This is a genomic window from Streptomyces sp. NPDC093221 (assembly GCF_044753885.1).
Lineage (GTDB): Bacteria > Actinomycetota > Actinomycetes > Streptomycetales > Streptomycetaceae > Actinacidiphila.
Genome location: NZ_JBIVOA010000002.1, coordinates 548433 through 574611, shown reverse-complemented (window position 1 = coordinate 574611; position 26179 = coordinate 548433). Strand labels below are relative to the sequence as shown.

16 protein-coding genes are annotated in these 26179 nt (G+C 73.1%); 9 read left to right on the top strand and 7 right to left on the bottom strand.

What is annotated here, in order from left to right:
• Complete coding sequence (locus ACIQCJ_RS08455; RefSeq protein WP_355347262.1) at positions 1–972, bottom strand: ABC transporter substrate-binding protein; 972 nt, start codon at positions 970–972, stop codon at positions 1–3.
• A 492-nt stretch (positions 973–1464) separates the two neighbouring features.
• On the opposite strand from ACIQCJ_RS08455, the gene ACIQCJ_RS08450 reads away from it, so the two are divergent.
• Both ACIQCJ_RS08450 and ACIQCJ_RS08445 read left to right on the top strand, forming a co-directional pair.
• Positions 1465–2640, top strand: coding sequence for a malic enzyme-like NAD(P)-binding protein (locus ACIQCJ_RS08450; RefSeq protein WP_391044811.1), 1176 nt, complete (start codon positions 1465–1467; stop codon positions 2638–2640).
• Between the two features lie 77 nt (positions 2641–2717).
• Positions 2718–3680 carry a zinc-binding dehydrogenase gene (locus tag ACIQCJ_RS08445; RefSeq protein WP_355347256.1) on the top strand — a complete coding sequence of 321 codons (963 nt, stop codon included), beginning with the start codon at positions 2718–2720 and terminating at the stop codon, positions 3678–3680.
• A 10-nt stretch (positions 3681–3690) separates the two neighbouring features.
• Here the strand turns inward: ACIQCJ_RS08445 and ACIQCJ_RS08440 are convergent, their stop codons facing one another.
• From ACIQCJ_RS08440 to ACIQCJ_RS08430, 3 genes are all read right to left on the bottom strand, one after another.
• Positions 3691–4680 (bottom strand): helix-turn-helix transcriptional regulator, encoded by a 990-nt coding sequence (locus ACIQCJ_RS08440; protein WP_391044400.1) that lies wholly within the window; start codon positions 4678–4680, stop codon positions 3691–3693.
• Between the two features lies 1 nt (position 4681).
• Complete coding sequence (locus tag ACIQCJ_RS08435) at positions 4682–5530, bottom strand: DUF4097 family beta strand repeat-containing protein (protein ID WP_391044403.1); 849 nt, start codon at positions 5528–5530, stop codon at positions 4682–4684.
• A gap of 956 nt (positions 5531–6486) precedes the next feature.
• On the bottom strand, positions 6487–6660 hold the full coding sequence (locus ACIQCJ_RS08430; protein ID WP_355347247.1) for a DUF6104 family protein: 174 nt from the start codon (positions 6658–6660) through the stop codon (positions 6487–6489).
• A gap of 210 nt (positions 6661–6870) precedes the next feature.
• On the opposite strand from ACIQCJ_RS08430, the gene ACIQCJ_RS08425 reads away from it, so the two are divergent.
• The 7 genes from ACIQCJ_RS08425 (at position 6871) to fxsT (ending at position 20055) form a co-directional block, all read left to right on the top strand.
• Positions 6871–9051, top strand: a complete 2181-nt coding sequence (locus tag ACIQCJ_RS08425; protein ID WP_402711031.1) for a trypsin-like peptidase domain-containing protein — start codon at positions 6871–6873, stop codon at positions 9049–9051.
• Positions 9052–9075: 24 nt separating this feature from the next.
• On the top strand, positions 9076–10089 hold the full coding sequence (locus ACIQCJ_RS08420) for a MoxR family ATPase (protein WP_188283451.1): 1014 nt from the start codon (positions 9076–9078) through the stop codon (positions 10087–10089).
• Between the two features lie 7 nt (positions 10090–10096).
• Entirely contained in the window at positions 10097–13498 is a 3402-nt protein-coding gene (locus ACIQCJ_RS08415; protein WP_402711030.1) for an SAV_2336 N-terminal domain-related protein, read from the top strand.
• A gap of 122 nt (positions 13499–13620) precedes the next feature.
• A complete protein-coding gene (gene fxsA / locus ACIQCJ_RS08410) occupies positions 13621–14055 on the top strand; it encodes an FxSxx-COOH cyclophane-containing RiPP peptide (protein WP_402711029.1) in 435 nt (144 codons plus the stop codon).
• 206 nt (positions 14056–14261) lie between these two features.
• The gene (locus ACIQCJ_RS08405; protein ID WP_402711274.1) at positions 14262–15479 is read left to right on the top strand and encodes an FxsB family cyclophane-forming radical SAM/SPASM peptide maturase; all 1218 of its coding nucleotides are present in this window, start codon (positions 14262–14264) and stop codon (positions 15477–15479) included.
• Positions 15476–16882, top strand: coding sequence for an aKG-HExxH-type peptide beta-hydroxylase (locus ACIQCJ_RS08400; protein WP_355347235.1), 1407 nt, complete (start codon positions 15476–15478; stop codon positions 16880–16882). Before ACIQCJ_RS08405 ends, ACIQCJ_RS08400 begins: the two co-directional genes overlap by 4 nt.
• Positions 16883–17046: 164 nt before the next feature.
• Positions 17047–20055 carry an FxSxx-COOH system tetratricopeptide repeat protein gene (gene fxsT / locus ACIQCJ_RS08395; protein WP_355347232.1) on the top strand — a complete coding sequence of 1003 codons (3009 nt, stop codon included), beginning with the start codon at positions 17047–17049 and terminating at the stop codon, positions 20053–20055.
• Between the two features lie 121 nt (positions 20056–20176).
• On the opposite strand, the gene ACIQCJ_RS08390 is transcribed toward fxsT, so the two are convergent.
• The 3 genes from ACIQCJ_RS08390 to ACIQCJ_RS08380 all read right to left on the bottom strand — a co-directional run bounded on the left by ACIQCJ_RS08390 (position 20177) and on the right by ACIQCJ_RS08380 (position 26124).
• A complete protein-coding gene (locus ACIQCJ_RS08390; protein WP_401723761.1) occupies positions 20177–24073 on the bottom strand; it encodes a multifunctional oxoglutarate decarboxylase/oxoglutarate dehydrogenase thiamine pyrophosphate-binding subunit/dihydrolipoyllysine-residue succinyltransferase subunit in 3897 nt (1298 codons plus the stop codon).
• 249 nt (positions 24074–24322) lie between these two features.
• Complete coding sequence (locus ACIQCJ_RS08385) at positions 24323–25414, bottom strand: ATP-binding protein (protein WP_355344450.1); 1092 nt, start codon at positions 25412–25414, stop codon at positions 24323–24325.
• On the bottom strand, positions 25411–26124 hold the full coding sequence (locus ACIQCJ_RS08380) for a response regulator transcription factor (protein WP_188281597.1): 714 nt from the start codon (positions 26122–26124) through the stop codon (positions 25411–25413). The genes ACIQCJ_RS08385 and ACIQCJ_RS08380 overlap by 4 nt, the downstream gene beginning before the upstream one ends.
• Positions 26125–26179 lie beyond the last annotated feature (55 nt).

Here is a 26179-nt window from a genome sequence, read left to right as displayed (position 1 = left end):
TCAGGAACCGCCGTTGATCGCGGCCGACGCGATGGCGCCGCTGCTCGCGTTCCACTTCTGCAGCACCTGCGCGTAGGTGCCGTCCGCGATGATCGCGTCCATGGCCGCCTTCAGCGCGTCCCTGAGCTGCGTGTTGTCCTTGCTGACCGCGATGCCGAACGGACCGGCGTCGGCGGGGGAGCCCGCGACCTCGAAGTCGTTGCCGTTGCCGGACTTCTGCGCGATGTACGCGGCCACCGGCGTGTCGTTGAGGTCGGCGACCGCGCCGCCCGCCTTCACCCGGGTCTGCGCCTCGGAGTCGGTGTCGAACTTCTGGATCGTCAGACCCTTGGAGCCGCACTCCTTCTTCTGGGCCTCGAACGCGTCGTCGTAGATCGTGCCGCGCTGGACGGCCACGGTCTGCCCGCACACGTCGGCCAGGGACTTGACGCCCTTCGGGTTGCCCTTCTTCACCAGCAGGGAGGAACCGGAGGTGTAGTAGTCGACGAAGTCGACGCCCTTGCCGATCTTCTTGCCCTTGTCGTCCAGACCGCCCTGGCGGGCCTTCGTGTCGCTCATAGCGGACATCACGATGTCCGAGCGGCCGGTGTAGATGGAGGTGATCAGGCCGTCGAACTTGCCGTTGGTGAACGTGAAGGTGACGCCGAGCTGCTTGGCCAGCGCGTCCGCGATGTCCGGGTCGATGCCGACGATCTTGCCGTTCTCGGTCTGCTCCATCGGCGCGTACGAGGCGTCCGTGCCGACCTTGATCGTCTTGGAGTCCTGGTACTTCTGGGGGAGCTTCGAGAAGAGCGGGGCGACCGCCGAGGTCGCCGAGGACCCCGTCCCACTAGGGGTGACGGTGTTCGCGGGCTTGTCCTTCTTGGTCTGGTCGCCGCATCCGGTCAGTACCAGAGTGCCGGCGACCGCTATGGCGGCGACCGCGGTGAGACGAGTGAGAGCGGCCGAACGCCGGGTCGTACATGCGGTCATCGCTGTGTCCTCCTGCGGAAGTGAGGGGGTCGTGCAGTGGACATGGCACACGCCATCGAGTACCGCCACCGTGTGTGATCTGTGCATCTTGCCATCCGGACACCCCCGGGCAGGGTTCCCGTTGTGTCAAAATCGGATAACGGGCGATCCCCGGGCCTCCACCAGGCCGGCACACCAAGGCCGGACCACGCGGAGGCCATGCCGATCAATTCCCACTCGTCGCCGGAACCGACTTCCGGTAGAACGGGTCCTCACCCCTCATCCGGGGCCCATGGCGTGCGTGCGGCGCGCCTGGCGTCGGCCGTCACCTTGCTCACTCGTACCTGGTGACGCGGACGCCGAGCCCACCTCCACCCCCTTCGGGCGGAGTACCCTCATTCATCATTCAGACAAAGGGGTCAAAAAGTGGCAGCGGAGATCGTCAATCCCCGGACCGATGCGGACAGTACGGACAGCGCCGACAGTGCGGACGGCGCCGACCGTGCGGACGGCATGAGCGGTACGGACGACGCGTTCCCCATCGATCCGGTCTTCGCCCTGCACCGCGGCGGCAAGATGGAGGTCACCTCGACCGTGCCGGTCCGCGACGCCGACGACTTGTCGCTCGCGTACACACCCGGTGTCGCCGAGGTCTGCACCGCCATCGCGAACAAGCCGGAGCTGGTGCACGACTACACCTGGAAGTCCCAGGTCGTCGCGGTCGTCACCGACGGCACCGCGGTGCTGGGCCTGGGCGACATCGGCCCCGAGGCGTCCCTGCCGGTCATGGAGGGCAAGGCCATCCTCTTCAAGCAGTTCGGCGGCGTCGACGCCGTGCCGATCGCGCTGGCCTGCACCGGCGTGGACGAGATCGTGGAGACCGTGGTCCGGCTCGCCCCGTCCTTCGGCGGCGTCAACCTGGAGGACATCTCCGCCCCCCGCTGCTTCGAGATCGAGCGCAAGCTCCAGGAGCGGCTGGACATCCCCGTCTTCCACGACGACCAGCACGGCACCGCCGTCGTCACCCTCGCCGCGCTGCGCAACTCCTGCACGCTCACCGGCCGTACCCTCGGCGACCTGCGCGCGGTCATCTCCGGCGCGGGCGCGGCCGGGGTCGCCATCGCCAAGATCCTCGTCGAGGCGGGCATCGGCGATGTCGCCGTCACCGACCGCAAGGGCATCGTGCACGCCGGACGCGACGACCTGAACCCGGTCAAGCGCGAGCTGGCCTCGTATACGAACAAGGCGGGTCTCACCGGGCCGTTGGAGGCCGCGCTGGACGGCGCCGACGTCTTCATCGGGGTCTCCGGCGGTACGGTCCCGGAGTCCGCGGTCGCCACGATGGCCCGTGGCGCGTTCGTCTTCGCGATGGCCAACCCCACGCCGGAGATCCACCCGGACGTCGCGCACAAGTACGCGGCGGTCGTGGCGACCGGGCGCAGCGACTTTCCGAACCAGATCAACAATGTGCTCGCCTTCCCCGGGATCTTCGCGGGCGCCCTCCAGGTGCGCGCCTCGGCCATCACCGAGGGGATGAAGATCGCCGCCGCCGAGGCGCTGGCCGCCGTCGTCGCCGACGAGCTCTCGCCGCAGTGCGTCATCCCGTCGCCCTTCGACCCGCGGGTCGCCCCCGCCGTGACCGCGGCCGTCGCCGCCGCCGCGCGGGCGGAAGGGGTGGCGCGCCGCTGACCGCGGCCCGGGGTGCGCGGAGCGTCACATGCCGTGGCGGTTCCTCGGGCGCCGGGACCGACCGTAGGGTCGACGGCATGTATGCCGCATACGCCGCACGTATTGACGCCGACAAGCCGTTGAGCGGGTTGGAGTTGGGGGAGCGGCCGGAGCCGTCGGAGCGCCCCGGCTGGACCACCGTCACGGTCAAGGCCGCCTCGCTCAACCACCACGACCTGTGGTCGCTGCGCGGGGTGGGCCTCGGCCGGGAGAGCCTGCCGATGATCCTCGGCTGCGACGCCGCCGGGATCGACGAGGACGGCAACGAGGTGGTGCTGCACTCCGTGATCGGCCAGACCGGTCACGGGGTCGGCCCCACCGAGCGCCGCTCCATCCTCACCGAGCACTACCAGGGCACCTTCGCCGAACGGGTCTCCGTACCGGCCTGGAATGTGCTGCCCAAGCCGAAGGAACTCTCCTTCGAGGAGGCGGCCTGCCTGCCGACCGCGTGGCTGACCGCGTACCGCATGCTCTTCACCAACGCCGGGGTACGGCCGGGCGACGCGGTCCTCGTGCAGGGCGCGGGCGGCGGTGTCGCCACCGCCGCGATCGTGCTGGCCCGCGCCGCCGGGCTGCGGGTGCACGCCACCAGCCGGGACGCGGCCAAGCGGGAACGCGCGCTCGAACTGGGCGCGCACGCGGTGTACGAATCGGGCGCGCGGCTGCCGGAGCGGGTGGACGCCGTCATCGAGACCGTCGGGGCGGCGACCTGGTCGCACTCGGTCAAGTCGCTGCGGCCCGGCGGCACGCTCGTCATCTCCGGCGCCACCAGCGGGCAGAATCCGCCCGCCGCCGAGCTGAACCGGATCTTCTTCCTGGAGCTGAAGGTGGTCGGTTCGACCATGGGCTCCAAGGAGGAGCTGCGGGACCTGCTGGCCTTCTGCGCGGCCAGCGGCATTCGGCCGGTGATCGACTCCGTACTGCCGCTGGACCGCGCCCGCGAGGGCTTCGAACGGCTCGCCGCCGGGGAGCTGTTCGGGAAGGTCGTGCTGACCGTGTAAGCGGTCCGCGTTACGTGGGCGGGAGGTGCAGGGCCGCCGCGATGTGCGCCGCCGCGGCGGACAAGTGGCGCCTCACCTCGCGCAGTTGGGTGTCGTCGACGCCCAGGTCGCGGGCCGAGTCGCGGATGTCGTCGCGGAAGCGGTCCAGCAGGCGTTCGAGGTCGCGGAAGGGGTCGGCGGACGGCGGGGTGTCGTCGTCCGCGGGCTCGGGCGCTTCCGTGTCCGCGTCCGACGTCGCCGACGTGTCCCCTTCCCTCTCCGTCTCCTCCTCCGTCTCCTTCTCCGTCTCCTGGGCGGGCTCGGCCGTGGCGTCGGCCCAGACCGGGGGCGTACCGGGCGCGCCCCAGGGCGTGGTCGGTACGTCCATGCCCTTGCCGAACCGGCCCAGCTCCTTGGTGAGTTCGGCGAGACCGTCGCGCAGCCCCGCCTGCCAGTCGCCGGAGCGTACGTGCGACTGAACCTGCTCCTGGACCTGGCGGGCGATCCGCTCGACCTCCTCGCGCGCGGCCTTGGCCTGGCGGCGGGCGTCGCGCGCCTCCTCCTTGGCCCGGCGGCTCTCCTCCTTGGCGCGCGCGGCCTGCTCGCGCCACTCGTGCTTGGGCGACGGGGGCGTACGCGCCTCCTGCGCGGCGGCGCGCACCTCGCGGCGCAGATCACCGGCGGCGCCCCGGACGTCCTCGCGGATCTCGGCGGCCAGCGTGGAGACGGACTCGCGGATCTCCGCCTCCAGGCCCGCGATCTCGTCGGCGCGGTCGGACAGCTCGCCGCGGCCCGCGTCGGTGAGGGCGTAGACCTTGCGGCCGCCCTCGGTGGAGTGCGTGACCAGGCCCTCCTTCTCCAGTTTCGCCAGCCGCGGGTAGACGGTGCCCGCGGAGGGCGCGTACAGCCCCTGGAAACGCTCTTCCAGCAGCCGGATCACCTCGTAGCCGTGCCGGGGCGACTCGTCCAGCAGCTTGAGCAGGTAGAGCCGGAGTCGGCCGTGGGCGAAGACGGGCGCCATGTCAGATGTCCTTCCGGAACGAGGGCGCGTCCTCCAGCGGCGGCCTGCGCAGCAGGGCGATGGCGCCGGAGACGGTGGTGGCTCTCAGGCGCGCCCCGCCGGAACCGATCCGGCCGGTGATGCGCTTGGCCCCCCACTGCCCGGTGACGCGCAATTCGTCGAAGGCGCAGGAGACATGGCCGCTGGTGGTGTTGGCGTCGACCTCCGCGTCGCCCGGTTCCGGGATACGGATGGCGATCTCGCCGGAGACGCTGGTGAGCCGGACGTCCGCCCCCGCGGACGGATCGAGGTCGAGCACCATGTTGCCGCTCACGGAGTCCGCTTTGACCTCGGCGCCGCTGCCCTCGACCACGGTGAGGTCACCGGAGACGGTGTTGATCCGCAGGCTGCCGGAGACGGACTGGGCCTCGACGCTGCCCGCGACGGTGTTGGCCCGCACCGGGCCGCTGAGGCCGACGAGTGTCGTGTCCCCGTTGACCCCTTGGACGCTGGTCTCCCCGGCGATCCCGGAGATCACGGCGCCGGCGCCGACGACTCCCACTTCGACCTTGGTGTGCTGCGGGACGGCGAGCGTCACGACCGCGTGACGCTGCCAGCCCTTGGGGTCGAGCCACTTCAGGAAGCCCTTCCACGGCAGGTCGTCGTAGGTCACGGTGAGGGTGCCGCCGCGGTGGTACACCTTCAGCGGCGGGCCGTCGATCTCGGTGACCTCGACCCGTGCGGGGCCGTCCTCGGTGCCGACGACGTTCACGGCGCCGTTGACGATGCGCACGCAGAGGGTGTCGACGGGCTCCTCGAACACGAACTTTTCCGGCTCCGCCACGGTCCGGTCCGACGACATGCCGCTCATCGTGCCCCTCCTCGGGTGCGCCTTGGGACGCAACATATCGCGTCTCGTGCATTCACGATATATCGCGTGGCTCACAAGTCAAGTGGTGTCTTTTTTGCCCGCCCGCCCACCCGTGCGGGTGTTTTGTCGTCTGCGGGTGCCGCTTGTGCCTGGTCGGTGCCGGTCCGGGGCACCTCCTCGAAATGCGGCTACCTGGCCTTGCCCATCCGGCACCCTCCCTGTCACCGCATTTCTGCGGGGGCACCCCGGCCCGTCCCCTCCCGGTACGTCGGCGTCCGACGGTCCGGTGGGGGTTGCCGGGAGGGGGGTGGGCTTAGGTACGTCGGCGTCCGCCTGCCGGTGGGGGTGGCCGGGAGGGGGGTGGGCTTGGGTACGTCGGCGTCCGCCTGCCGGTGGGGGTTGCGGAGGGGGGTGGGTGGGGTCGGGTACGTCGGCGGCTGACGGTCCGCTGTGGTGGTGGTGGAGGGGGTGGGTGGGAGCCCGGCCCCTGCGCCCCCGACCTTCCGGCGGGGTAGGTGACGGGGGTGGGAGCCCGGGCCCTGCGCGCCCGACCGTCCGGCCGGGTGGGCGAAGGGGGGTGGGGGGAGTCTGGGCCCTGCGCGCCCCGGCCTTCCGGCGGGGTGGGCAGGGGCTTTGTTGGGCTCTTGGAGGAAGGGCCCGAGCATTCCGACTCACCGGGAGGGGGACCGGCGCAGGGCGGCACGCCGAAAGAACCCCCCTCCCCGGCAACCCCCACCGGACCGTCGGACGCCGACGTACCGGGAGGGGGCGGGCCGGGGTGCCCCCGCAGAAATGCGGTGACAAGAAGGGCACCGGATACAGGAGACCAGGTAGCCGCATTTCGAGGAGGTGCCCCGGACCGGCACCGACCAGGCACAAGCGGCACCCGCAGACGAAAAAGCACCCGCACGGGTGGGCGGGCGGGAAAAGACAAAGACCAAGGACCGAGCCGGAGGCTAGTCCTCGTCGTCGAGCCGCGCCAGCCACGTCGCCAACCGCTCGGTCGGAATCTCGAACTCAGGGTTGAGGTCCACGAATTCGCGCAAGCGCTCGGCCAGCCAGTCGAAAGAGACTTCCTCCTCGCCGCGCCGGGTGGCGAGCTCCTCGATGCCGCGGTCGGTGAAGTACAAGATCTGCTCCGGAACGGGGTGGGACGGTGGTGGACGGGGAAGAACGGGAGGGACGAGACGGGACGTACACCGCAAGGATAGGGAGTATGTCCGAAGGTCCTCGCGCCGGTCCTGGCCGCGGGCTAGCCTTCGGAGACGATCAGTCACTGGGGGTGGGATGGGGGCGCAGACGGCTGCCGCCGCGGCACCGCGATTAGGGCGGGGCGCGCGATGACGGCGTTCGGCGGTCCCGGAGGGCTCGACGAGCCCGCCGACCCCGCCGAGATCCTGACCCCGCTGGTCAGCGAGGCGACCGTACGCGTTCACGGCCGGGAACCCGGCTACCCGCTGCGGGGCAGCGGCTTCTTCGTGGCGCCGAACTGGGTGCTCACCTGCGCGCACGTCGCGCTCGCCCAGAGCGGCGAAGGCGGTGACGGCGGCGGCGGTGACGGCGGCGGCCCGGCCGGCCGCAAGGTCTCCGTCGGATACGGCGACCGCATGCTCAGCGGTGTCGTGGAGTGGGCGGAACCGGCGGGCCACACCGGCACCGGCCGCTGGCCGTCCCCCGACCTCGCGCTGATCCGGCTGCTGGACAGCGTCGACCACCCCTGCGTCTGGCTCACCGAGCGCACCGCCAAGGGCTACACCACCAACCAGGTCGCGTACTTCGGCCACATCCCGATGGAGGGCGAGGTCGTCGCGTACAACGGCCGCTGCTCCATCAGCGGCCAGCTCGGCAGCGGCGGACTGCTGAAGCTCGGCAATGAGGACGAGATGCCCAACGGCGTCTCGGGCGGCCCGGTCGTGGACCTCGTGCGCGGCGAGGTGATCGGGGTGCTGAAGGCGCGCCGTACCGGCCAGGACGGCGGACTCGCCATCGGCGTGCAGGAGTTGCGCAGGCTGCCCGCCACCGGCACCGCCGCCGACCTGTACCACCGCGTGATGACGGCGCACGACCTCTACCACGCCGACCGTTACGCCTTCGTCGGCGGCCAGGAGGTCACCTGGACCGACGCGCACGGCGAGATCGGCGCCGCCGCGGGCCGCGCCCTGACCCCGGGCCAGCGCACCGCACTGCTCGGGATGCTCGCCCAACTCCCGCCGCCCGCCAGCGCGAAGAGCCTCCAGGACATCGTCGGAGCGGTCCGCGGCAGCCCCGCGCAGGGCCTGCCGACCGCGCCGCGCGCCTGGCGGGACGGCCTGGGCCTGCTGTACGACCTGCGGCGCGGCACCAGCGAGTTGGAGGCGGTGCTGCGGTTCGCGGTGCAGGCCGCGACCGCCGACCGGACCCGCGCCGCGGACGAGGCGGCCGAACGCGTCCTGTGGCACTGGGCGCAGGACACCGCCGCCGACGCGATCGGTCTGACCCGGCTGTTCCGCAACACCCTGGTCACCGAGCGCAAGGCCCGGCTGCGCGCCCGCGGCACCCTGGTCACCGGCCTGACCGGCGACCTCGGCGCCGGACTCGGCGCGGACCCGGACGTCGGCCTCGGCACCGGCTTCGGCGGCCCGGGCACGGACCTCGACGATCAGGGACCGGACAGCGGTACGACCGCGGACGCGGCCACCGCGACCGCGGCCGACGCAGGCCCCGGCGGCCGGCCGGACCGCCGTATCCGCCCCGAGGCCCTGCTGGAGATCATCCCGCGCGGCTGGGAGCCGGGCCGCCTCGACTGGCGGGTCTGCGTCGTGCCGGAGAACGGCGAAGTGGAGTGCGTCGAGGAGGACTTCCGCGGCACCGCGCTCGACGACCTGCCGGTCCGGCTGCGCGAGCCGCTGGACGAGGTGTTCCGCCGCTGCGACCAGCCCGGCTACCCGGCGCCGCTGCAACTGGCCGTCCCCGGCGCCCTGGTGGGCTTCCCCGTCGAGACCTGGCCGCTCGGCCCCGGCGGGCGCGCGCTCGGCGCCGTACGCCCGGTCGTGGTGCGCCGCACCGACGCGCCGCCCGACGACGACCCGGCGGTGACCGAGGCCAGGCACGGCCGTTGGCACACCCTGCACCAACAGCGGCCGCGCGCCGACCTGTTCGACTGCGACGACGGTACGCCGGGCCCGCTCCCGGCCGACAACGAGCTGCGCGACCGCGCGCGCGACACGCTGCCGGCGCTCTGCCGCAGCGCCGCGACCGCCCCCGAGGAGCTGCACCGCCTGGTGACCTCCGGCTACCCGGTCGCGGTGTGGCGCAGGGAACCGGTCGCCCCCGAGACGGCCTGCGGCGACTTCCACCGGGGCGTGAACCGTACGGTGCGCGCCGCGCGCACGGCCGCACGGCTGCCCCGCGCCCTCGCCGTCCTGCGCGCGGCGGTGGACGCGGGCGTGCCCGAGGCGTTCTGGTCGGTGGGAATCACCCTGCTCTACGACGATCCGACTCGCCCCCTACCGGGGACCGACGAGCTGTTGGAGACTCCATGAGGACGAGGTATCGAGGTGAGTGAGATGACCGACGCCAGCCCCGCCGGCGAGTGGCTCATCTACCGGGGCACGGGAGAACCGCACACCGGCATCGACGGACTGCCAGAGCCGCCGCCCTGGCGGGACTTCGACGGCGGCCCACTGGTCCAGCAGGGCCCCGGGCCCGACAGTTCCTCCGCCCGCAGGCTCGGCGCGTACCGGCACATGGCCGAGATGCACCGGCCCAGCCCGGAGGAGCTGGAAATGGTCAACGCGGCGCTGTACCTGCGCCGTCCGCTGCTGGTCACCGGCAGCCCCGGCACCGGCAAGAGCACCCTCGCGCACGCGGTGGCGTACGAACTGGGCCTCGGCCGCGTGCTGCACTGGCCGATCGTCAGCCGCAGCGCGCTCCAGGACGGGCTGTACCGCTACGACGCGATCGCCCGCCTCCAGGACACCCAGATCGCGGCGAATTCCGGCACCGCCCCGCCCGGCGGCATCGGCAGCTACATCCGGCTCGGCCCGCTGGGCACCGCCCTGCTGCCGACCGCCAAGCCGCGGGTGCTGCTCATCGACGAGCTGGACAAGAGCGACATCGACCTGCCCAACGACCTACTGAACGTGATGGAGGAGGGCGAGTTCGGCATCCCCGAGCTGGAGCGGCTGGCCGAACGCGAGCCGCAGGTCGAGGTGTTGACCGACGACGGCGCCAAGGTCTCGCTCCGTGAGGGCCGCATCCGCTGCCGGGCCTTCCCGTTCGTCATCCTCACCAGCAACGGCGAGCGCGACTTCCCGCCGCCGCTGCTGCGCCGCTGCATCCACCTGGAGCTGGGCCGCCCCGACCACAAGCGGCTGTCCACCGTGGTCCGCGCCCACCTCGGCGACGAGGCGGCGACCGTCGGCGACGACCTGGTGACCCGCTTCCTGGAACGGTCGCGCAGCGAACTCCTCGCCACCGACCAGCTGTTGAACGCGATCTTCCTCACCCATCACGCCGCGCCCCCCACCCGCAGCCGGTTGGCGGACATGCTCATCCAACGGCTCGACCGGCCCAGGTGAACCGGCCATGGCCACCCGGAGACCCGACCCGCAGGCCCCCGACCCGAGGACGCCCGACCCGAGGACACCACCCTCCGCAGACACCGACACCGACACCGCCACCGAGCGGCCCGACCCGCTCGCGTCCGTCGTCGGCGCCCTGACCGAGGCCGGACTCGACCCGGGACCCACCGAGTTGGCCGACGCGCTGTGGCTGGCCCGCTGGTCCCGCCCGACCTCCCCCGCGAGCGCCGCGGGGGAGGCCCGCGACCCCGGCGGCGCCGGTACGGGCAGCGGCGCGCACCACCCGGGACTGTCCGGCGTCACCGACCCCACCCCGCCCGGCGGCACCGTACTGCCGCGCAGCCTCACCGACCCGGACGACGACCGCCTCGTCCAGCTCTATCCGGGCGTCAGCGCCCCCGGCCGGGCGCGTACGGGACCGGCCGCCGCCGCGCTGTCGGTCGCCGTGCCCGAGGCGGCGACGCTGCCCCGGCTGCTCGAACTCCAGTCGGCACTGCGGCCGTTGCAGCGCTACCGCAGCCCCGCGCGGCCGTTGCGCGAAGTGCTCGACGAGTCGGCCACCGCGGAGAACAGCGCGCGCGCCGCCGGACTGCTGCTGCCGGTCTTCCGGCCGGTGCTGCGCGGCGACGCCTCGATGCAACTGCTCATGGACGCCTCGTCCTCGATGTACGTGTGGGAGCGGATGCTCCGCGAGCTGAGCCAGGTCTTCGAACGGCTCGGCGCCTTCCACGAGGTGCAGGTCCGCTATCTGCACGCCACCCCGGACGGCGACCCCGCGGTCAGCGGACGCTTCGACCCCGAGGCGGTCGGGATGCGCTCCGCCGAGCAGTTGAGCGACCCCACGGGCCGCCGGGTGACCCTGCTGGTCAGCGACTGCGCGGGGCCGCTGTGGCGGTCGGGGCAGGCGCACCGGCTGCTGCACCGGCTGGCCAGACACGGCCCGGTCGCCGTACTCCAGCCGCTCCCGGCCCGGTTGTGGGCCCGGACCCGGCTGCCCGTCTCGTACGGCGTGCTGCACCGCGGCGAAGGGCTGCTGCCCGCCTCGCCGCCGCGCTTCTCCTCGGGCACCGGCGGCTCCTCCCACTACGTGCCGGCCGCACCCGCGGGCGACGCGCTGCCGGTGCCCGTACTGCCGCCCACCGCCGAGGCGTTGGGCGCGTGGGCGCGGCTGCTGGCGGGCACTGGCGCGGCCCGCGTGCCCGCCGCCGTCGGCTGGGTGCGCTCCGACCAGCCCGCGACCCCGGCGCCCGTACGGCAGTCCCCGGTGCCGCCGGTCGCCCTGGTCGGCCGGTTCCGCTCGGCCGCCTCGCCCGCCGCCGCCCAGCTCGCCGTCTACCTCGCCGCCGCCCCGCTCTTCCTGCCCGTCATGCAGCTCGTCCAGCGCACGATGCTGCCCGACTCGGGGCCCGCCGAATTGTCCGAGGTGCTGCTCAGCGGCCTGCTCAAGCGCATATCGGGCGACGACGCGCGCGACCACCGCTGGTACGAATTCGCCGACGGCGTACGGGACGTGCTGCTCGGCCCGCTCGGCAGGGACGAGGCGCTGCTGGTGCTCAAGCACTGCTCGGAGTACGTCGAGCAGCGTTTCGGCAAGAGCGGCCCCAACTTCCCCGCGCTGGCCATCACGCAGCTCACCGAGGGGCCGGGGGACCGGCTCGCGGACGCCGCCGTCGCCACCGCGGCCCGCGCCACCGCGCTCGCCGAGCAGGCGTCGACCGTCGTCGCCGAGTCCCCGCAGCCCTTCGCGGAGGTCGCCGCCCGGGTGCTGGAGCGCTTCATGCCGCTGCCGGGGAACACCGGCCACGACCGGCTGGCCGTGGGAGCCGGTACGGGACAGCCGTCGTCCGCGGTGCAGCGGGCCCGGCAGTTGGTCGCGCGCTTCACCGAGGAGGGCATGGTCCAGAATCTGCTGGACGCGGTGCAGTTGCTGCGCCGCGCGGCGGACGAGGAGCGGGTGCGCGGCTCGGACCCCGACCTGTGGAGCGAGCTGGCGCAGAATCTGATCACGCTGTGGCGGCTGCGCGGCGGGGCCGCGCTGCTGCGCGAGGCCCAGGACGCGGCGGCGACGGCCGCGGCGCACCCGGGCTCGGTACCGGCCCGCGCGGTGCGCGCCCGCGTGTTCCAGGCCGCCGCGGACGAGCGGGCGGCGAACGGGGACACGCGGGGCGCGTTGGAGCTTCTGCGGCGCGCGGACCGGGAGTTCAGCGCGGTCTGCGCCGCCCCGGGACTCGACCCGCAGGACGTGCTCGGCGCCACCCTGGAGCGGGTCAGGGTGCTGGAGGACCAGTGGCAGCTCAGCGGCGACGCCGGGCTGCTCCAGGAGACCGTGGGGATGCTGGAGGCGTTCGCGGACTCCTGGCCGCTGTCCGACGCCCGCCCCAGCGCGCTGTCGCTCGCCCACGGCCGCGCCCTGCTGCGGCTGGCGGGCACGGCGGGGGAGCGGGAGCGCGAGCAGGTCTACGCGCTCCAGGCCGCCGAGTACTTCGCCGCGGGACTGGACGCGCTGGAGCGCGAGGAGGCGGCCCTCGAAGCGCGGACCGCCGCGCTGCTGTCGCTGGTCGACGCCCATCTGCTGGTCGGCGGACGGCTGCCGGAGGCACAGCGGCTGGTCGACCGGGCGCTCGGCGAGACCCGCGACCGGCTGGCGCGGGCCTCGATCCTGCTGCGTGCGGGCCGGATCAGGGTCGCCCGGCACACCGAGGGCGGCCCGGCCGGTGAACTGGAGGCGGCGGCGGGGCGGTTCGCCGAGGCGTGCCGTCTGACCCCGCGCGACCGCCCCGAGTACAGCGAGATCGTCGCCGAATGGGGCGACGCGCTGCTCGGCCGCTCCGCGCTCCCCGGCGGCGAACTCTTCGTCAACCGGGCCGTGCAGGTCCTGCGGGACTGCCGGATGGAGACCCCGGAGAGCGACCCGCGGCTGTCCGGCAGGCTGCTGATGCTCGGCCGGGCCCTGGTGCTGCGCTACCGGGCGGAACAGGACCTGGTGGACCTGCGCGAGGCCGAGCACGTCTTGGGCCTGGCCGTGCAGCCCGCCGTGGACCCGGCGCAAGTGGCGCGGATCTGGTACGAGTTGGGCGAGTCGCACCGGCTGGGCTACGCGCACACCCAGCGCGGTGAGCGCCTCGACCAGGCGGCCGACGCCTACCGCCGCGCCGCGGAGGCCGCGGGCACGGCGGCCGACCGGTCGGCGGAACCCGGCCCCATGGTGCGGCTGTCGGCGCTGGCGCATCATTGGCGTGGCGTGGTCTACGAATTCGCCCGGCGCCCGCGGGCCGCCGCCGACGCCTACCGGGCCGCGCAGGCCGAATGGCGGCGGCTGCCGGACGACGGAGGGGACGGCGCCGCGGACGAGGAGGCACGGCAGCGGACCGCCGAACGGCTGGCGGCGCTGACACGGACGAACTGAGCCCGGGGCGACCGGCCCCGGTCCGGCCGCCTCGGACCGACCGGCCAGGACCCCGCGCGAATCCGGGCCGCGACAACTGCATCCCCCCACGAGCCACCACGGGACGAGAGCTGAGGCCGACGATGGACGACCGAGCGTACGGCGGGGCCGAGCGGCCCCCGGACGAACCCGCTCACCACGACGAGGCGTTACCCGAACGCGCCGTTCACGAAAGGGCTGTTGACGAAAGGGCGGTCGCCGAGCGGACGGTCCCCGAACGGGCGGTCCCCGAGCGGCCAGCCCCCGAGCGGGCACCATCCGACCGGGCGATCCCCGAGCGGGCACCTTCCGACCGGGACCTTCCCGAGGCGGCGTCGCCCGAGCACGCCCCCGCCTACCGGATTCCGGCGGACGCCGACATCGACCTGCTCGGCCTCGACCTGGAATCGCTGCGCACCGTCGAACACCCGGTGCTGTCCGCCCTGGTGAGCGATCTGCGGGCGCGCGCGGCCGGTCCCGGCGGCGAGGCGCTGTGGGGCTTCGAGAGCGACCCCAGCGCGCCGGAGGCCACCGGCTGACGCCGCCCGGCGCACCGGGCACCGGCGCGCGCGACCACCGCCCACGTACCCCCGTATCGCGTGAACTCCTGACGGAACGCCGCTTTTGGCCGTGCTCCAGGGCGAATACGGCCAATTCCTTGCCGAGGTGTTTACTTCCGGCCGCCCAGCGGGAACAACCGCTGGGGCCGACGGGGCGGCCTGAGGTACACGGGGGAGGTGATGTGGTGCGTCATCCGGCCGACGACAGGCCGCGGACCGGCAGTACGGCGGCCGAAGGGGCCTTCCCCCTGCGGCAGTTCATCCTCAAGACGCACAGCCGCTGCAATCTGGCCTGCACCTACTGCTACCTCTACGCGGGCCCCGACCACGGCTGGCGGGACCGCCCCCGCGCCGCCCCCGACGCGGTGACCCGGCGCACCGCCGAACGCATCGCGGAACACGCCGCGACCCACCGTCTGCGCGATGTCGCCGTGGTGCTGCACGGCGGCGAACCGCTGCTCAACGGCGCCGACGCCCTCGCCGCCGACGTCGACCTGATCCGCCGCACCGTCCCCGCCGACTGCGCCGTGCACGCCAGCGTGCAGACCAACGGCACCCTGCTCACCGCCGACCGGCTGCGCGTCCTGCGTGACGCGCGTATACGCGTCGGCGTCAGCCTCGACGGCGGCCTGCCCGCCCACAACGCCGCGCGCGTCGACCACGCCGGCCGCCCGTCCTGGGCCGCCGCCTCCGCCGGGGTGCGGCTGCTCGCCGAGACCGCGCCCGAGGCGTACGGCGGACTGCTGTGCGTCGTCGACCTCGCCCACGACCCGGTCGAGGTGTACGAGTCGCTGCTGGCCTTCCGGCCGCCGCGGATGGACCTGCTGCTGCCGCACGGCAACTGGACCGCGCCGCCGCCGGGACTGCCCGCGTCCGCCGACGACCCCGCGCCGTACGGGAGTTGGCTCTCCGCCGTCTTCGACCGCTGGTGGGGCGCGGAGCGCCGGGAGACCAGGATTCGGCTGTTCGAGGAGTGCGTGGCGCTGCTGCTCGGCCTCCGGTCGCCCGTAGAACGGCTCGGGCTCCAGCCCTTCACCGCCGTCGTGATCGAGACCGACGGCAGCATCGAGCAGGTCGACTCGCTCAAGTCCGCGTACGAGGGCGCCGCCGCCACCGGGCTCGACGTCTTCCGCAACAGCTTCGACGACGCGCTCGCCCACCCCGGCGTCGCCGCCCGCCAGGCCGGGCTCGCCGCCCTCGCCGCCACCTGCCGCGCCTGCCCGCTGGTCACCGTCTGCGGCGGCGGCCACTACGTCCACCGCTACCGGGAGGGCTCCTGCTTCCGCAACCCGTCGGTCTACTGCGCCGACATGGCGCTGCTCATCCGGCACATCGCGCGCCGCCTCGCCGAGGCGGCGGCCCCGGCGCCCGCCGCGTCCCGCGTACGGCGGGAGACGCCGTGACCACCGCCGCTGCGCCCGTGCTCGACGCGGTGCTGCCGGTGCTCGGCAGCACCGGCAGCGGGCCGGACTCGCTGGAGCTGCTGGTCAGCCACCAGCGCGGGCGGCGGCTGCTGGTGCTGCGCGCGCTGCTCGACGCCGTGCGGACCGCGCCCGCCGGGTCGCTGCCCGAGGGGACCGCCGAGCGCGTGCTGGGCGACTGGCGGCTGCTGGAGCGGGCCGAGCGCGCGGACCCGGCCGCCGCCCGGCGCGTCGTGCACTACCCGCTGACCGGCGCGTGGGCCGAGCGCAGCCTGCGGGCGCTCACCGTGGCGGGCCAGGCGCCGCGGGCCGCGGAGGCGCTGCCGCACCTGGGCGCGCTCGCCGCGTCCGCCGCCGCCCGCGCGGGCCTGCGCTTCAGCGCCGACGTACCGGTACGCGACGGCCTGTTGACGCTGCCGACGCTCGGCGGCTACCGGCTGCCGGCCGCGGGCCCCCCGCGCAAGCCCGGCGCCGCCGCGCCCCGGATGCGGGTGGACGGCGACGGCAACCGGCTCTGGCTGCGCCCCGAGGAGCGCACCCGCCACGCGGTCGAGGTGCGCAGGGGAACCGACGGCGTGTGGCGCTCCGCCGCCCCCGGCTGGCGCCCGATCCAGGCGCTGTGGCCGCAGGAGGACCGCCCCGACGGTCACCCGGTGCTGATCGACGACGCCGACCCGTACCGCGCGGAGGGCCGCCGCGCCAATCCGTACGGGCTGTCCGCCGCCGACCGGCTCGCCGACGAGGACCGGGCCAGATGGCGTACCGCCTGGCGCGAGGCCCAGCCCTGGCTGCGGCTCGGCGACGGCACCCGGGCCCGCGAAGTGGCCGCGCTGCTCGACTGCTTCGTGCCGCTGGACGGCGCCGCGTCCGCGCAGTACAGCGCCACCCTGGGCGACGCCTTCGGTGCGCTGCTCAGCAGTACGCCGATGGGCGGCCTGAAGATGGCCGCCGCGCTCGTCCACGAGTTGCAGCACACCAAGCTGCTCGCCCTGGCCGGCGTCACCGCGCTGCACACCGCGGACGACACCGCCCGCTACTGGGCCCCCTGGCGGCAGGACCCGCGCCCCTTCGACGGCGTCTTCCAGGGCGCGTACGCCCACCTCGCGCTCGCCGACTTCCACCTCGGCGTCGCGCTGGCCGCCGCGGACCCCGCACAGCGTGACGCCGCGTGGGCCGCGCACTGCCGCTGCCGCCTCCAGGTCGAGGCCGTCCTGCCGCAGCTGCTCGGCTCCAACCGGCTGACCCCGCAGGGCCGCACCCTGGTCAACTCCATGGCGGCGTACCACACTCGGCTGGGACGGCACACGCCGCCGGAAGGCCACCTGGCGCGCGCCACGGCGTACGTCGAGACGGCCCGGGTCATCTGGCGGCGAAAGCGGGTCTGAACGGGCGTCTTTGGGCGCGCGAAACGGCATGACCGTACGTCAACGGGGGAGTAAAGCAGTGTAGTTTCTGGCGAAAGTCACCTGTGCCGTCGGGCGCACCTGGCTCACTGTCGATCCACTGACCCGCCAGAGCACTACGCGCGTATCACGAGGGAGTCGCACGCATGGCCGGAGGGCGTAACGCCGCCTCAGCAGCACGGGGGCCGGGAATCGTCACGATCAGTTACGCGGGCTACAACAGGGCCTGGGCGGCGTGGATCGCGAGCAGACTCGAACGGCACGGCCAGCAGGTGGCGCTGCAACGCTGGGACGCCGACCCCACGGACTCCATCGAGCGGATGTTACGTGACCTGCTGCTGTCCGAGGGCCGCGTGCTGATCGTGCTCAGCGAGTGGTACTTCCGGCTCGGCCCGCGCACCCACGAGGAGTGGAACGTGGCGCTGCGCGCGGTCGTCCCCGACCACAGCGAGCGCTTCGCCGCGGTCTCCGTCACCCCGGCCGCGCTGCCCAGCGCCGTCGCCTCCCTCGGCGCCGCCGACCTGTGGGGCCTGGGCGCGGCCGAGGCCGAGCGGCGACTGCTCGGCAGGCTCGGCATCACCCCCTCCCGCGCCTCCTCCAGCGACACCCTCAGCGGCTCCGGCGGCCCGCGCTTCCCGCTGGAACAGCCCGACGTCTGGGGCGGTGTCCCGCGCCGCAACACCCGCTTCACCGGCCGCGAGGAGCTCCTCGGCGACCTGCACAACCACTTCACCCAGGCCGAGCCCGGCGCGGGCGTCGCCACCCTGCACGGCCTGTCCGGGGTCGGCAAGACCCACATCGCGACCGAGTACGTCTACCGCTTCGGCCCGGAGTACGACGTCGTGTGGTGGGTGCGCGCCAGCGAGCGCGGCACCCTGCGCGAGAAGCTGGCGGGCCTGGCGCCCGCGCTCGGCCTGGTCACCGGCCGCGAGTACGGCGAACGGCTGCGCGCGGTACGCGACGCGCTGCGCCGGGGCGAGCCCTACTTCCGCTGGCTGGTGGTCCTCGACGGCGCCGACCAGCCCGAGGACATCCACGACCTGGTGCCCACCGGGCCCGGCCACGTACTGATCACCTCCCAGAACCGCGAGTGGGCCGAGCACAACAGCGCCCTGATCGAAGTGCCCGTCTACAGCAGGGCGGAGAGCGTCGCCTTCGTACGGCGGCGCGCGCCGCGGCTGGACGACGCCGACGCCGACAAGCTGGCCGACGCCCTCGGCGACCTCGCGCTGGCCCTGGACCAGAACGCGGGCGCGCTCAACGACTCGTCCATGCCGGTGGACGACTACATCGAGCTGCTGCGGCACGGCGCGGACGTCGAACCCGGCCTCAAGGTCGCCGCCGACTTCCAGATGACGTACTACACCGCCTTCTCGATACTGCTCAACCGGCTCCGCGAGGACAAGCCGGAGGCCGTCGACCTGCTGCGGCTGTGCGTCTTCTTCGCGCCGGGGCCGATCCCGGTCCGGCTGCTGCGCGACCTGCCCGTGCGCGACCTGCCGGAACAGCTCACCGGGCTGATGGAAGACCCGCTGCTGTGGAACTCGGCGATCAGCAAGCTCGCCCAGTGGGCCGTCGTGCAGTCCGACCCGCCGGAGGCCGAGGACGACGAGGCCGCGGGCAGCGCCGAGGTCGTCCAGATGCACCGGCTGGTCTACCAGGCGGTGCGGGCCGACATGCCCGCCGCCGAGCAGAACCTGTACTCCCAGGTGGTCCGCAAGATCCTGGCCGCCGCCGACCCCGGCCGCCCCACCGACACCCGGCTGTGGCCGCGCTACGCCGAGATCGTCCCGCACCTGGAGGCGTCCGGCGCGCTGCGCAGCACCAACCCCGACATCCAGCTCATGATCGTCAACTGCCTGCGCTACCTGCACCTGTCGGGCGAGTACCGGGCCGGACTGCGGCTCGCCGAGGCCACGGCCAAGCACTGGCCCGAGCTGCTGGAGCCCGGTCACCCGCGGCTGTGGGACCTGGTGAACAACCGGGCCAACATGATGCGCGCCATGGGCGACTACGTCGCCACCGAGGCCCTGGACCGCGACGCCTTCGAGACCCTGCGCGCCGACCGCGGCGAACAGGACCTGCTGACCCTGCGCGCCGCCAACGGTCTCGCCGCGGACCTGCGCAACCTCGGCCGCTACGACGAGGGCCTGGAAACGGCCCGGTTCGTCGAGCGCGGCTACGCCCGACTCGTCGGGGAGCAGGACCCCCGCACCCTGCTCGCCAAGAACAACCTGGCCGTCACCTACCGGCTGCTCGGCCGCTACCAGGAAGCCCTCGACCTCGACGGCGAGATCCTGGAGGCGCGCCGCGAACTGCTGCGCGCCCGCAACATCGTCACGCTCTCCTCGGAGAACTCCTACGCGTACGACCTGCGGCTGCTCGGCCGCTACGACCAGGCCACCTCGGTGCAGGAGCGCAACGCGGAGACCCACCGCACCGTGCTGGGCGCCGACAACCCCCAGACGCTGCGCGCCGAGCACAATCTGGCGCAGTGCTACTACCGGGCGGGCGACCGGCCGCGTGCCGCCCATCTGATGGGCCGGCTGCTGGAGCGCTGCGAGCGGGTGCTGGGCAGCACCGACCCGCTGTCGCTGCGGGTCGCGGTCACGTACTCCAGCTTCGAGCGGGAGCACGGCGACCTCGACCGGGCCAGGGAGCTGTCGGAGTTCGTACTGCGGCACTACCGCTGGCAGTTCAACGCCCGGCACGCGTTCGTCGCCGGCGCGCTCGCCAACCACGGCCTGCTGCTGCGGGCGGCCGGAGAGCGGCAGCAGTCGCAGATCGAGATCGAGGACGCGCTGACCGGCATGTCCCGCGCGGTCGGCGACGACCACCCGTGGACGCTGGGCTGCGCGCTGAACGCCAGCGGCGCCCGCAACTTCGCGGGCGACCCGGAGAGCGCGGCCGAACTCTCCCGCGCCACCGCCGAGCGGGCCACCGCCCGGCTCGGCAAGGACCACCCGCTGACGCTGTCCTGCCGGATCGCGCTCGCCACCGACCTGCGCAACATGCGCAAGCGGCAGGAGGCCGACAAGATCGAGGAGGAGGCGCTGGCCGCGCTCTCGGCCACCCTCGGCCCGCAGCACCCGCACACGGTGACCGCCCGCTCCCGCACCCGCCCCTACTGGGACTTCGAGCCCATCAGCTCCTAGGGCGTGTCCGGAAAGTCTCGTCTGGCTGGCGGCGCCTGGCACGCGCCCCGCGCGAACGGCCGCCGGCCCCGTACCCCTTGAGAGGGTGCGGGGCCGGCGGCCGTTCGCGACGGGCGGGAGGTCAGATCGAGAAGACCTCTTCGATCAACTGCTGCTGCTGCTCCTGGTGCCGCTTGGCGGAGCCCACCGCGGGCGAGGACGACGCCGGGCGGGACACCCGGCGGAGCCGGTCCGCGTTGTCCGGGGCCGCGCCGAGCAGCAGGTCCAGGTGGTCGATCAGATTGAGCGCGATGAACGGCCACGCGCCCTGGTTCGCGGGCTCGTCCTGCGCCCACACGAACTTCTGCGCCTTGGTGTACGGCGCGATGGCCGCCTGGATCTCCACACCCGGCAGCGGGTACAGCCGCTCGATGCGGATGAAGGCCACGTCGGTCGCCCCGCGCCGCTCCCGCTCGGCGATCAGGTCGTAGTAGACCTTGCCGGAGCAGAAGACGACCTTGCGGACCGCCTCGGGCTGCACCGAGGTGTCGCCCATCACCGGCTGGAACTGCCCGGTGGTGAAGTCCTCGGCCTTCGACGCCGCCGCCTTCAGCCGGAGCATCGACTTCGGGGTGAAGACGATCAGCGGCTTGTGGTGCGGGTTGTGCACCTGCCAGCGCAGCAGGTGGAAGTAGTTGGCCGGGGTGGTCGGGGTGGCGACCGTCATGTTGTTCTGCGCGCAGAGCTGGAGGAAGCGCTCGATCCGGGCCGAGGAGTGGTCCGGGCCCTGGCCCTCGTAGCCGTGCGGCAGCAGCAGGGTGACGCCGGACGTCTGGCCCCACTTCTGCTCGGCCGCGGTGATGTACTCGTCCACCACGGTCTGGGCGCCGTTGACGAAGTCGCCGAACTGCGCCTCCCACAGCACCAGCGCCTCGGGCCTGGCCAGCGAGTAGCCGTACTCGAAGCCCATCGCCGCGTACTCGCTGAGCAGCGAGTCGTAGACGTTGTAACGGGCCTGGTCCTCGGACAGGTACAGCAGCGGGGTGAAGTCCTCGCCGGTCTCCCGGTCGATCAGCACCGCGTGCCGCTGGCCGAAGGTGCCGCGCCGCGAGTCCTGGCCCGCGAGCCGGACCGGCGTGCCCTCCAGGAGCAGCGAACCGATCGCCAGCGTCTCGCCCATGCCCCAGTCGATCGTGCCGTCCTCGACCATCGCCGCGCGGCGCTGGAGCTGCGGCAGCAGCCGCGGGTGGACGGTGACGTGCTCGGGGATGTTGACCTGCGACTCGGCGATCCGCTTGACGACCTCGGCGGAGACCGCCGTGGGCATCGCGACCGGGAACTCCGGCTGCACGGACGTCTCGTGGCTCGCGGGCGGCGCGGACGCCGCCTCGCGGACCTCGGTGAAGACCTTCTCCAACTGCCCCTGGTAGTCCTGGAGCGCCTGCTCCGCCTCTTCCAGGGTGATGTCGCCGCGGCCGATCAGCGACTCGGTGTAGAGCTTGCGCACCGAGCGCTTCTTGTCGATCAGGTCGTACATCAGCGGCTGGGTGAACGCCGGGTTGTCCGACTCGTTGTGCCCGCGGCGGCGGTAGCAGATCAGGTCGATCACGACGTCCTTGTTGAACGCCTGCCGGAACTCGAAGGCCAGCCGCGCCACGCGGACCACGGCCTCCGGGTCGTCGCCGTTGACGTGGAAGATCGGCGCCTCGATCATCCGGGCCACGTCGGTGCAGTACATCGACGAGCGCGCGGACTCCGGGGCGGCGGTGAAGCCGACCTGGTTGTTGATCACCACGTGCACGGTGCCGCCGGTGCGGTAGCCGCGCAGTTGCGACATGTTGAGCGTCTCCGCGACGACGCCCTGGCCCGCGAAGGCCGCGTCGCCGTGCAGCGCGATCGGCAGCACCGTGAAGTCGGTGCCCGCCTTGTTGATGATGTCCTGCTTGGCGCGGGCGATGCCCTCGATGACCGGGTCGACCGTCTCCAGGTGCGAGGGGTTCGCGGCCAGCGAGACGGTGATCTGCTCGCCGTCGAGACCGGTGAAGGTGCCCTCGGCGCCCAGGTGGTACTTCACGTCGCCGGAGCCGTGCATCGACTTCGGGTCGAGGTTGCCCTCGAACTCGCGGAAGATCTGCGCGTACGACTTGCCGACGATGTTCGCCAGCACGTTGAGCCGCCCGCGGTGGGCCATGCCGATCACGGCCTCGTCCAGCCGCGACTCGGCCGCCGCGTCGATGACCGCGTCGAGCAGCGGGATGACGGACTCGCCGCCCTCCAGCGAGAAGCGCTTCTGGCCGACGTACTTCGTCTGGAGGAAGGTCTCGAACGCCTCGGCCGCGTTGAGCCTGCGCAGGATGCGGAGCTGCTCCTCGCGCTCGGGCTTGGCGTGCGGGCGCTCGATCCGGTCCTGGATCCACTTGCGCTGCTTGGGGTCCTGGATGTGCATGAACTCGACGCCGACGGTGCGGCAGTACGAGTCGCGCAGCACCCCGAGGATGTCGCGCAGCTTCATCAGCGACTTCCCCGCGAAGCCACCGACCGCGAACTCGCGCTCCAGGTCCCACAGGGTCAGTCCGTGCTCCAGCACGTCCAGGTCGGGGTGCTTGCGCTGGCGGTACTCCAGCGGGTCGGTGTCGGCCATGACGTGGCCCCGGACCCGGTAGGAGTGGATCAGCTCGAAGACCCGCGCGGCCTTGGTGACGTCGTCGTCGTGCGCGGTGTCGATGTCGGTGCGCCAGCGGACCGGCTCGTACGGGATGCGCAGCGCGGCGAAGATGTCGTCGAAGAAGTCGTTCTCGCCGAGCAGGAGCTGGTTCATGATCCGCAGGAACTCGCCGGAGGCGGCGCCCTGGATCACCCGGTGGTCGTACGTGCTGGTCAGCGTCATGACCTTGGAGATGCCCAGCTTGTTCAGGGTGTCCTGCGAGGTGCCCTGGAACTCGGCCGGGTAGTCCATCGAGCCGACGCCGAGGATCATGCTCTGGCCGGGCATCAGCCGCGGCACGGAGTGCACGGTGCCCAGGCCGCCGGGGTTGGTCAGCGAGGCGGTGACGCCGGTGAAGTCGTCCATCGTCAGCTTGCCGTTGCGGGCGCGGCGGACGATGTCCTCGTAGGCCTGCCAGAACTCGAAGAAGTTCAGCGTCTCGGCCTTCTTGATGGCCGCGACGACGAGCTGGCGGTCGCCGTTGGGCTTCACCAGGTCGATGGCCAGACCCAGGTTGACGTGGTCGGGCTTGACCAGCGTCGGCTTGCCGTCCTTCTCCGCGAAGGAGTGGTTCATCGCCGGCATCGCCTTGAGCGCCTGCACCATCGCGTACCCGATCAGGTGCGTGAAGGAGACCTTGCCGCCGCGGGCGCGCTTGAGGTGGTTGTTGATGACGATGCGGTTGTCGAACAGCAGCTTCACCGGGATGGCGCGGACCGAGGTGGCGGTCGGCAGCTCCAGCGAGGCGTTCATGTTCTTGGCGACCGCGGCGGCCGGGCCGCGCAGCGTCACGTACTCGGTGCCCTGGGGCTCCGGCGCGGGGGCGGCCTGCCGGGGCGCCGCCTGCTTCGGGGCGGGCGCGGGCGCGGGAGCGGCCGGAGCCGCCGGTGCCTGGGCCGCGGGGGCCGGGACGGGCGCGGGGGCCGCCGCGGGCGCCACGGGGGCGGCAGGCGCGGCGGGGGAGGCCACGGGGGTGCCGTTGGCGACCGGCTGCGCGGGAGCGGGAGGGGCGGCGGGCGCCGGGGCGTCCGTCGCGCCCGCGGGGACCGGCTGCGCGGCGCCTACGGCGCTGCCCTCGTCGGGGGACGTCGCGCGAGCGGCGGCGCCGGAGGCGCCGCCCTGGCCGGGGGCGGCCGCCGAATCGGCGGAGCCGTCCGGCTTGTAGTCGGCGAAGAAGTCCCACCAGGCTCGGTCTACCGAGTCCCGATCCTGGAGGTACTGCTGGTAGATCTCATCGACCAGCCACTCATTGGGGCCGAAGCCCGCTGCGGGGCCTTCGCCCTGCGCTTCGTGGTCGGTCGAGACACTAGAGCTATTGGGGGACTGTGACGACACGGCGGCAACCGCCCTCTTCCGCTTCACAAGATGGTGGACAGCGGAAATAAAGGCTACGCCTACTGGAGGGGTCGATGCAGGCCCGGGGCCCTTACGTCGCGCATGTCACACCCGAAGACTGGTTTCAGTGCTGTTCCTGGCGGGAAATTGATCCCTCTTGGGGGTCGTTCGATCAGCCGCGCTCGCACGGCGTCGGTGCGGCGGAGGGCGGCTGGGGGGCGGCCGCGAGCGGCTCGCCCCAACTTTAGGTCAAGGTTGCGCCGTGGAGACACCCGGAAGGGTGACGTGGATCCGGCAGCCGCGAGGGGATTCGGCCACTTCTATCCGCCCGCCGTGCAGGTCCACCGCCCAGCGCGCGATGGCCAGACCGAGCCCCGTCCCGCCGTCGCCGCCCGGATGCGCGCCGCGGTGGAAGCGGTCGAAGACGCGGGTGCGGTCGGCCTCGGGGATGCCGGGCCCCTCGTCGCGCACGTCCAGGTCGAGGCTGCCGGGCGCGCCGCCGCGCCTGGCCCGTACCGTCACCCGGCCGCCCGGCGGGCTGTGCTTGACCGCGTTGTCGACCAGGTTGGCCACCACCTGGTGCAGCCGCTCGCCGTCGGCGTAGGCCGTCAGTTCCGGGGGTGACACGTCCAGGTGCAGGTGGACGTCGGCGCGCGGCCGGGAGCGGGAGCCGGTCGCGGAGGAGCCCTCCATGCCCAGGCTCGCGGTGCGCAGCACCGCCGACAGGTACGGCCACACCTCGAAGCGCTTGGCCTCCAGCCGGACCGCGCCGCTGTCCAGCCGCGAGAGGTCCAGCAGCTGGGTGACCAGCTTGCCGAGCCGTTCGGTCTGCTGGAGCGCCAGCCGCATGGTCTCGGGGTCGGCGGCCGACACCCCGTCCACCACGTTCTCCAGCACGGCCCGCAGCGCGGCGATGGGGGTGCGCAGCTCGTGCGAGACATTCGCCACGAGTTCCTTGCGGTGCCGGTCGACGGCGGCCAGGTCGGCCGCCATCTGGTTGAAGGTCTCGGCCAGCTCGCCGACCTCGTCCCTGCGCACCCGCGCCACCCGGCGGCTGTAGTCGCCGCCCGCCATCGCCTTGGCGACGGCCGTCATCTCGCGCAGCGGCGCGGTCAGGCCGTTGGCGACGATCTGGGTCAGCAGCAGCGAGGCGATGATCGAGAAGATCGTGATGACCCGCAGCTCGGTCGCCGAGTGGATGGCGACGATCACCAGCAGGGTGGTGATCAGCACCGAGATGATCACCAGGAGCTGGAGCGCGGCCTTGATGGAGCGGTACGGGTCCCAGGGCCGCAGCGCGTCCCACACGCGCCGCCACAGCCGGCGCCACCACCGGGTCATGGCGCCGGGGTCTCCAGCGCGTACCCGACGCCGTGCACGGTACGGATGCGCTCGGCGCCGATCTTGCGGCGCAGCGCCTTGACGTGGCTGTCGACGGTCCTGGTGCCCGACGCGTCGGCCCAGTCCCACACCTCGGCGAGCAACTGCTCGCGGGAGAGCACCGCGCGCGGCTGCTGCGCCAGGCAGACCAGCAGCTCGAACTCGGTCGGGGTCAGGTGCACGTCGGCGCCCCTGACCCGGACCCGGCGCTGCGCGTGGTCGATCTCCAGGTCGCCGAGCTGCATGCTGGCGCCGCGCGGGTCGTGCGCGGCGATCGAGGCCCGCTCGACCCGGCGCAGCAGGACGTGCACGCGGGCGGCCAGCTCGCGCATCGAGAACGGCTTGGTCATGTAGTCGTCGGCGCCGACGCCGAGCCCGACCAGCATGTCCGTCTCGTCGTCGCGCGCGGTGAGCATCAGCACCGGCACCGGCCGGTCGGCCTGCACCCGGCGGCAGACCTCGAGGCCGTCGTAGCCGGGCAGCATGACATCGAGAACCAGCAGGTCGGGCTGCCAGGTGTGCGCGGACTCCACCGCGGAGGGACCGTCCCCCGCCGTCCGCACCTGGAATCCCTCGGCCTGCAGCCTGGCCGCGATGGCCTCCGTGATGGTCTGGTCGTCCTCGACCACCAGCACCCGGCGCTGCGTGCCCGTCGTCTGCGCGCTGTCCAATTCCGCCCCACAAGGTCGTCCTGGTTACGGGGGAGCCTACGGGGCAGGTGGGCGC

Excerpts from the sequence above, each read along its gene's own strand:
- ACIQCJ_RS08440 (WP_391044400.1), bottom strand. The coding sequence starts at position 4,680 with ATGGCGCCCGTCTTCGCCCACGGCCGACTCCGGCTCTACCTGCTCAAG.
- ACIQCJ_RS08450 (WP_391044811.1), top strand. The coding sequence starts at position 1,465 with ATGAGCGGTACGGACGACGCGTTCCCCATCGATCCGGTCTTCGCCCTG.
- ACIQCJ_RS08435 (WP_391044403.1), bottom strand. The coding sequence starts at position 5,530 with ATGAGCGGCATGTCGTCGGACCGGACCGTGGCGGAGCCGGAAAAGTTC.
- ACIQCJ_RS08415 (WP_402711030.1), top strand. The coding sequence starts at position 10,097 with ATGGCCACCCGGAGACCCGACCCGCAGGCCCCCGACCCGAGGACGCCC.
- fxsT (WP_355347232.1), top strand. The coding sequence starts at position 17,047 with ATGGCCGGAGGGCGTAACGCCGCCTCAGCAGCACGGGGGCCGGGAATC.
- ACIQCJ_RS08455 (WP_355347262.1), bottom strand. The coding sequence starts at position 972 with ATGACCGCATGTACGACCCGGCGTTCGGCCGCTCTCACTCGTCTCACC.
- ACIQCJ_RS08425 (WP_402711031.1), top strand. The coding sequence starts at position 6,871 with ATGACGGCGTTCGGCGGTCCCGGAGGGCTCGACGAGCCCGCCGACCCC.
- ACIQCJ_RS08385 (WP_355344450.1), bottom strand. The coding sequence starts at position 25,414 with ATGACCCGGTGGTGGCGCCGGCTGTGGCGGCGCGTGTGGGACGCGCTG.
- fxsA (WP_402711029.1), top strand. The coding sequence starts at position 13,621 with ATGGACGACCGAGCGTACGGCGGGGCCGAGCGGCCCCCGGACGAACCC.
- ACIQCJ_RS08420 (WP_188283451.1), top strand. The coding sequence starts at position 9,076 with ATGACCGACGCCAGCCCCGCCGGCGAGTGGCTCATCTACCGGGGCACG.
- ACIQCJ_RS08445 (WP_355347256.1), top strand. The coding sequence starts at position 2,718 with ATGTATGCCGCATACGCCGCACGTATTGACGCCGACAAGCCGTTGAGC.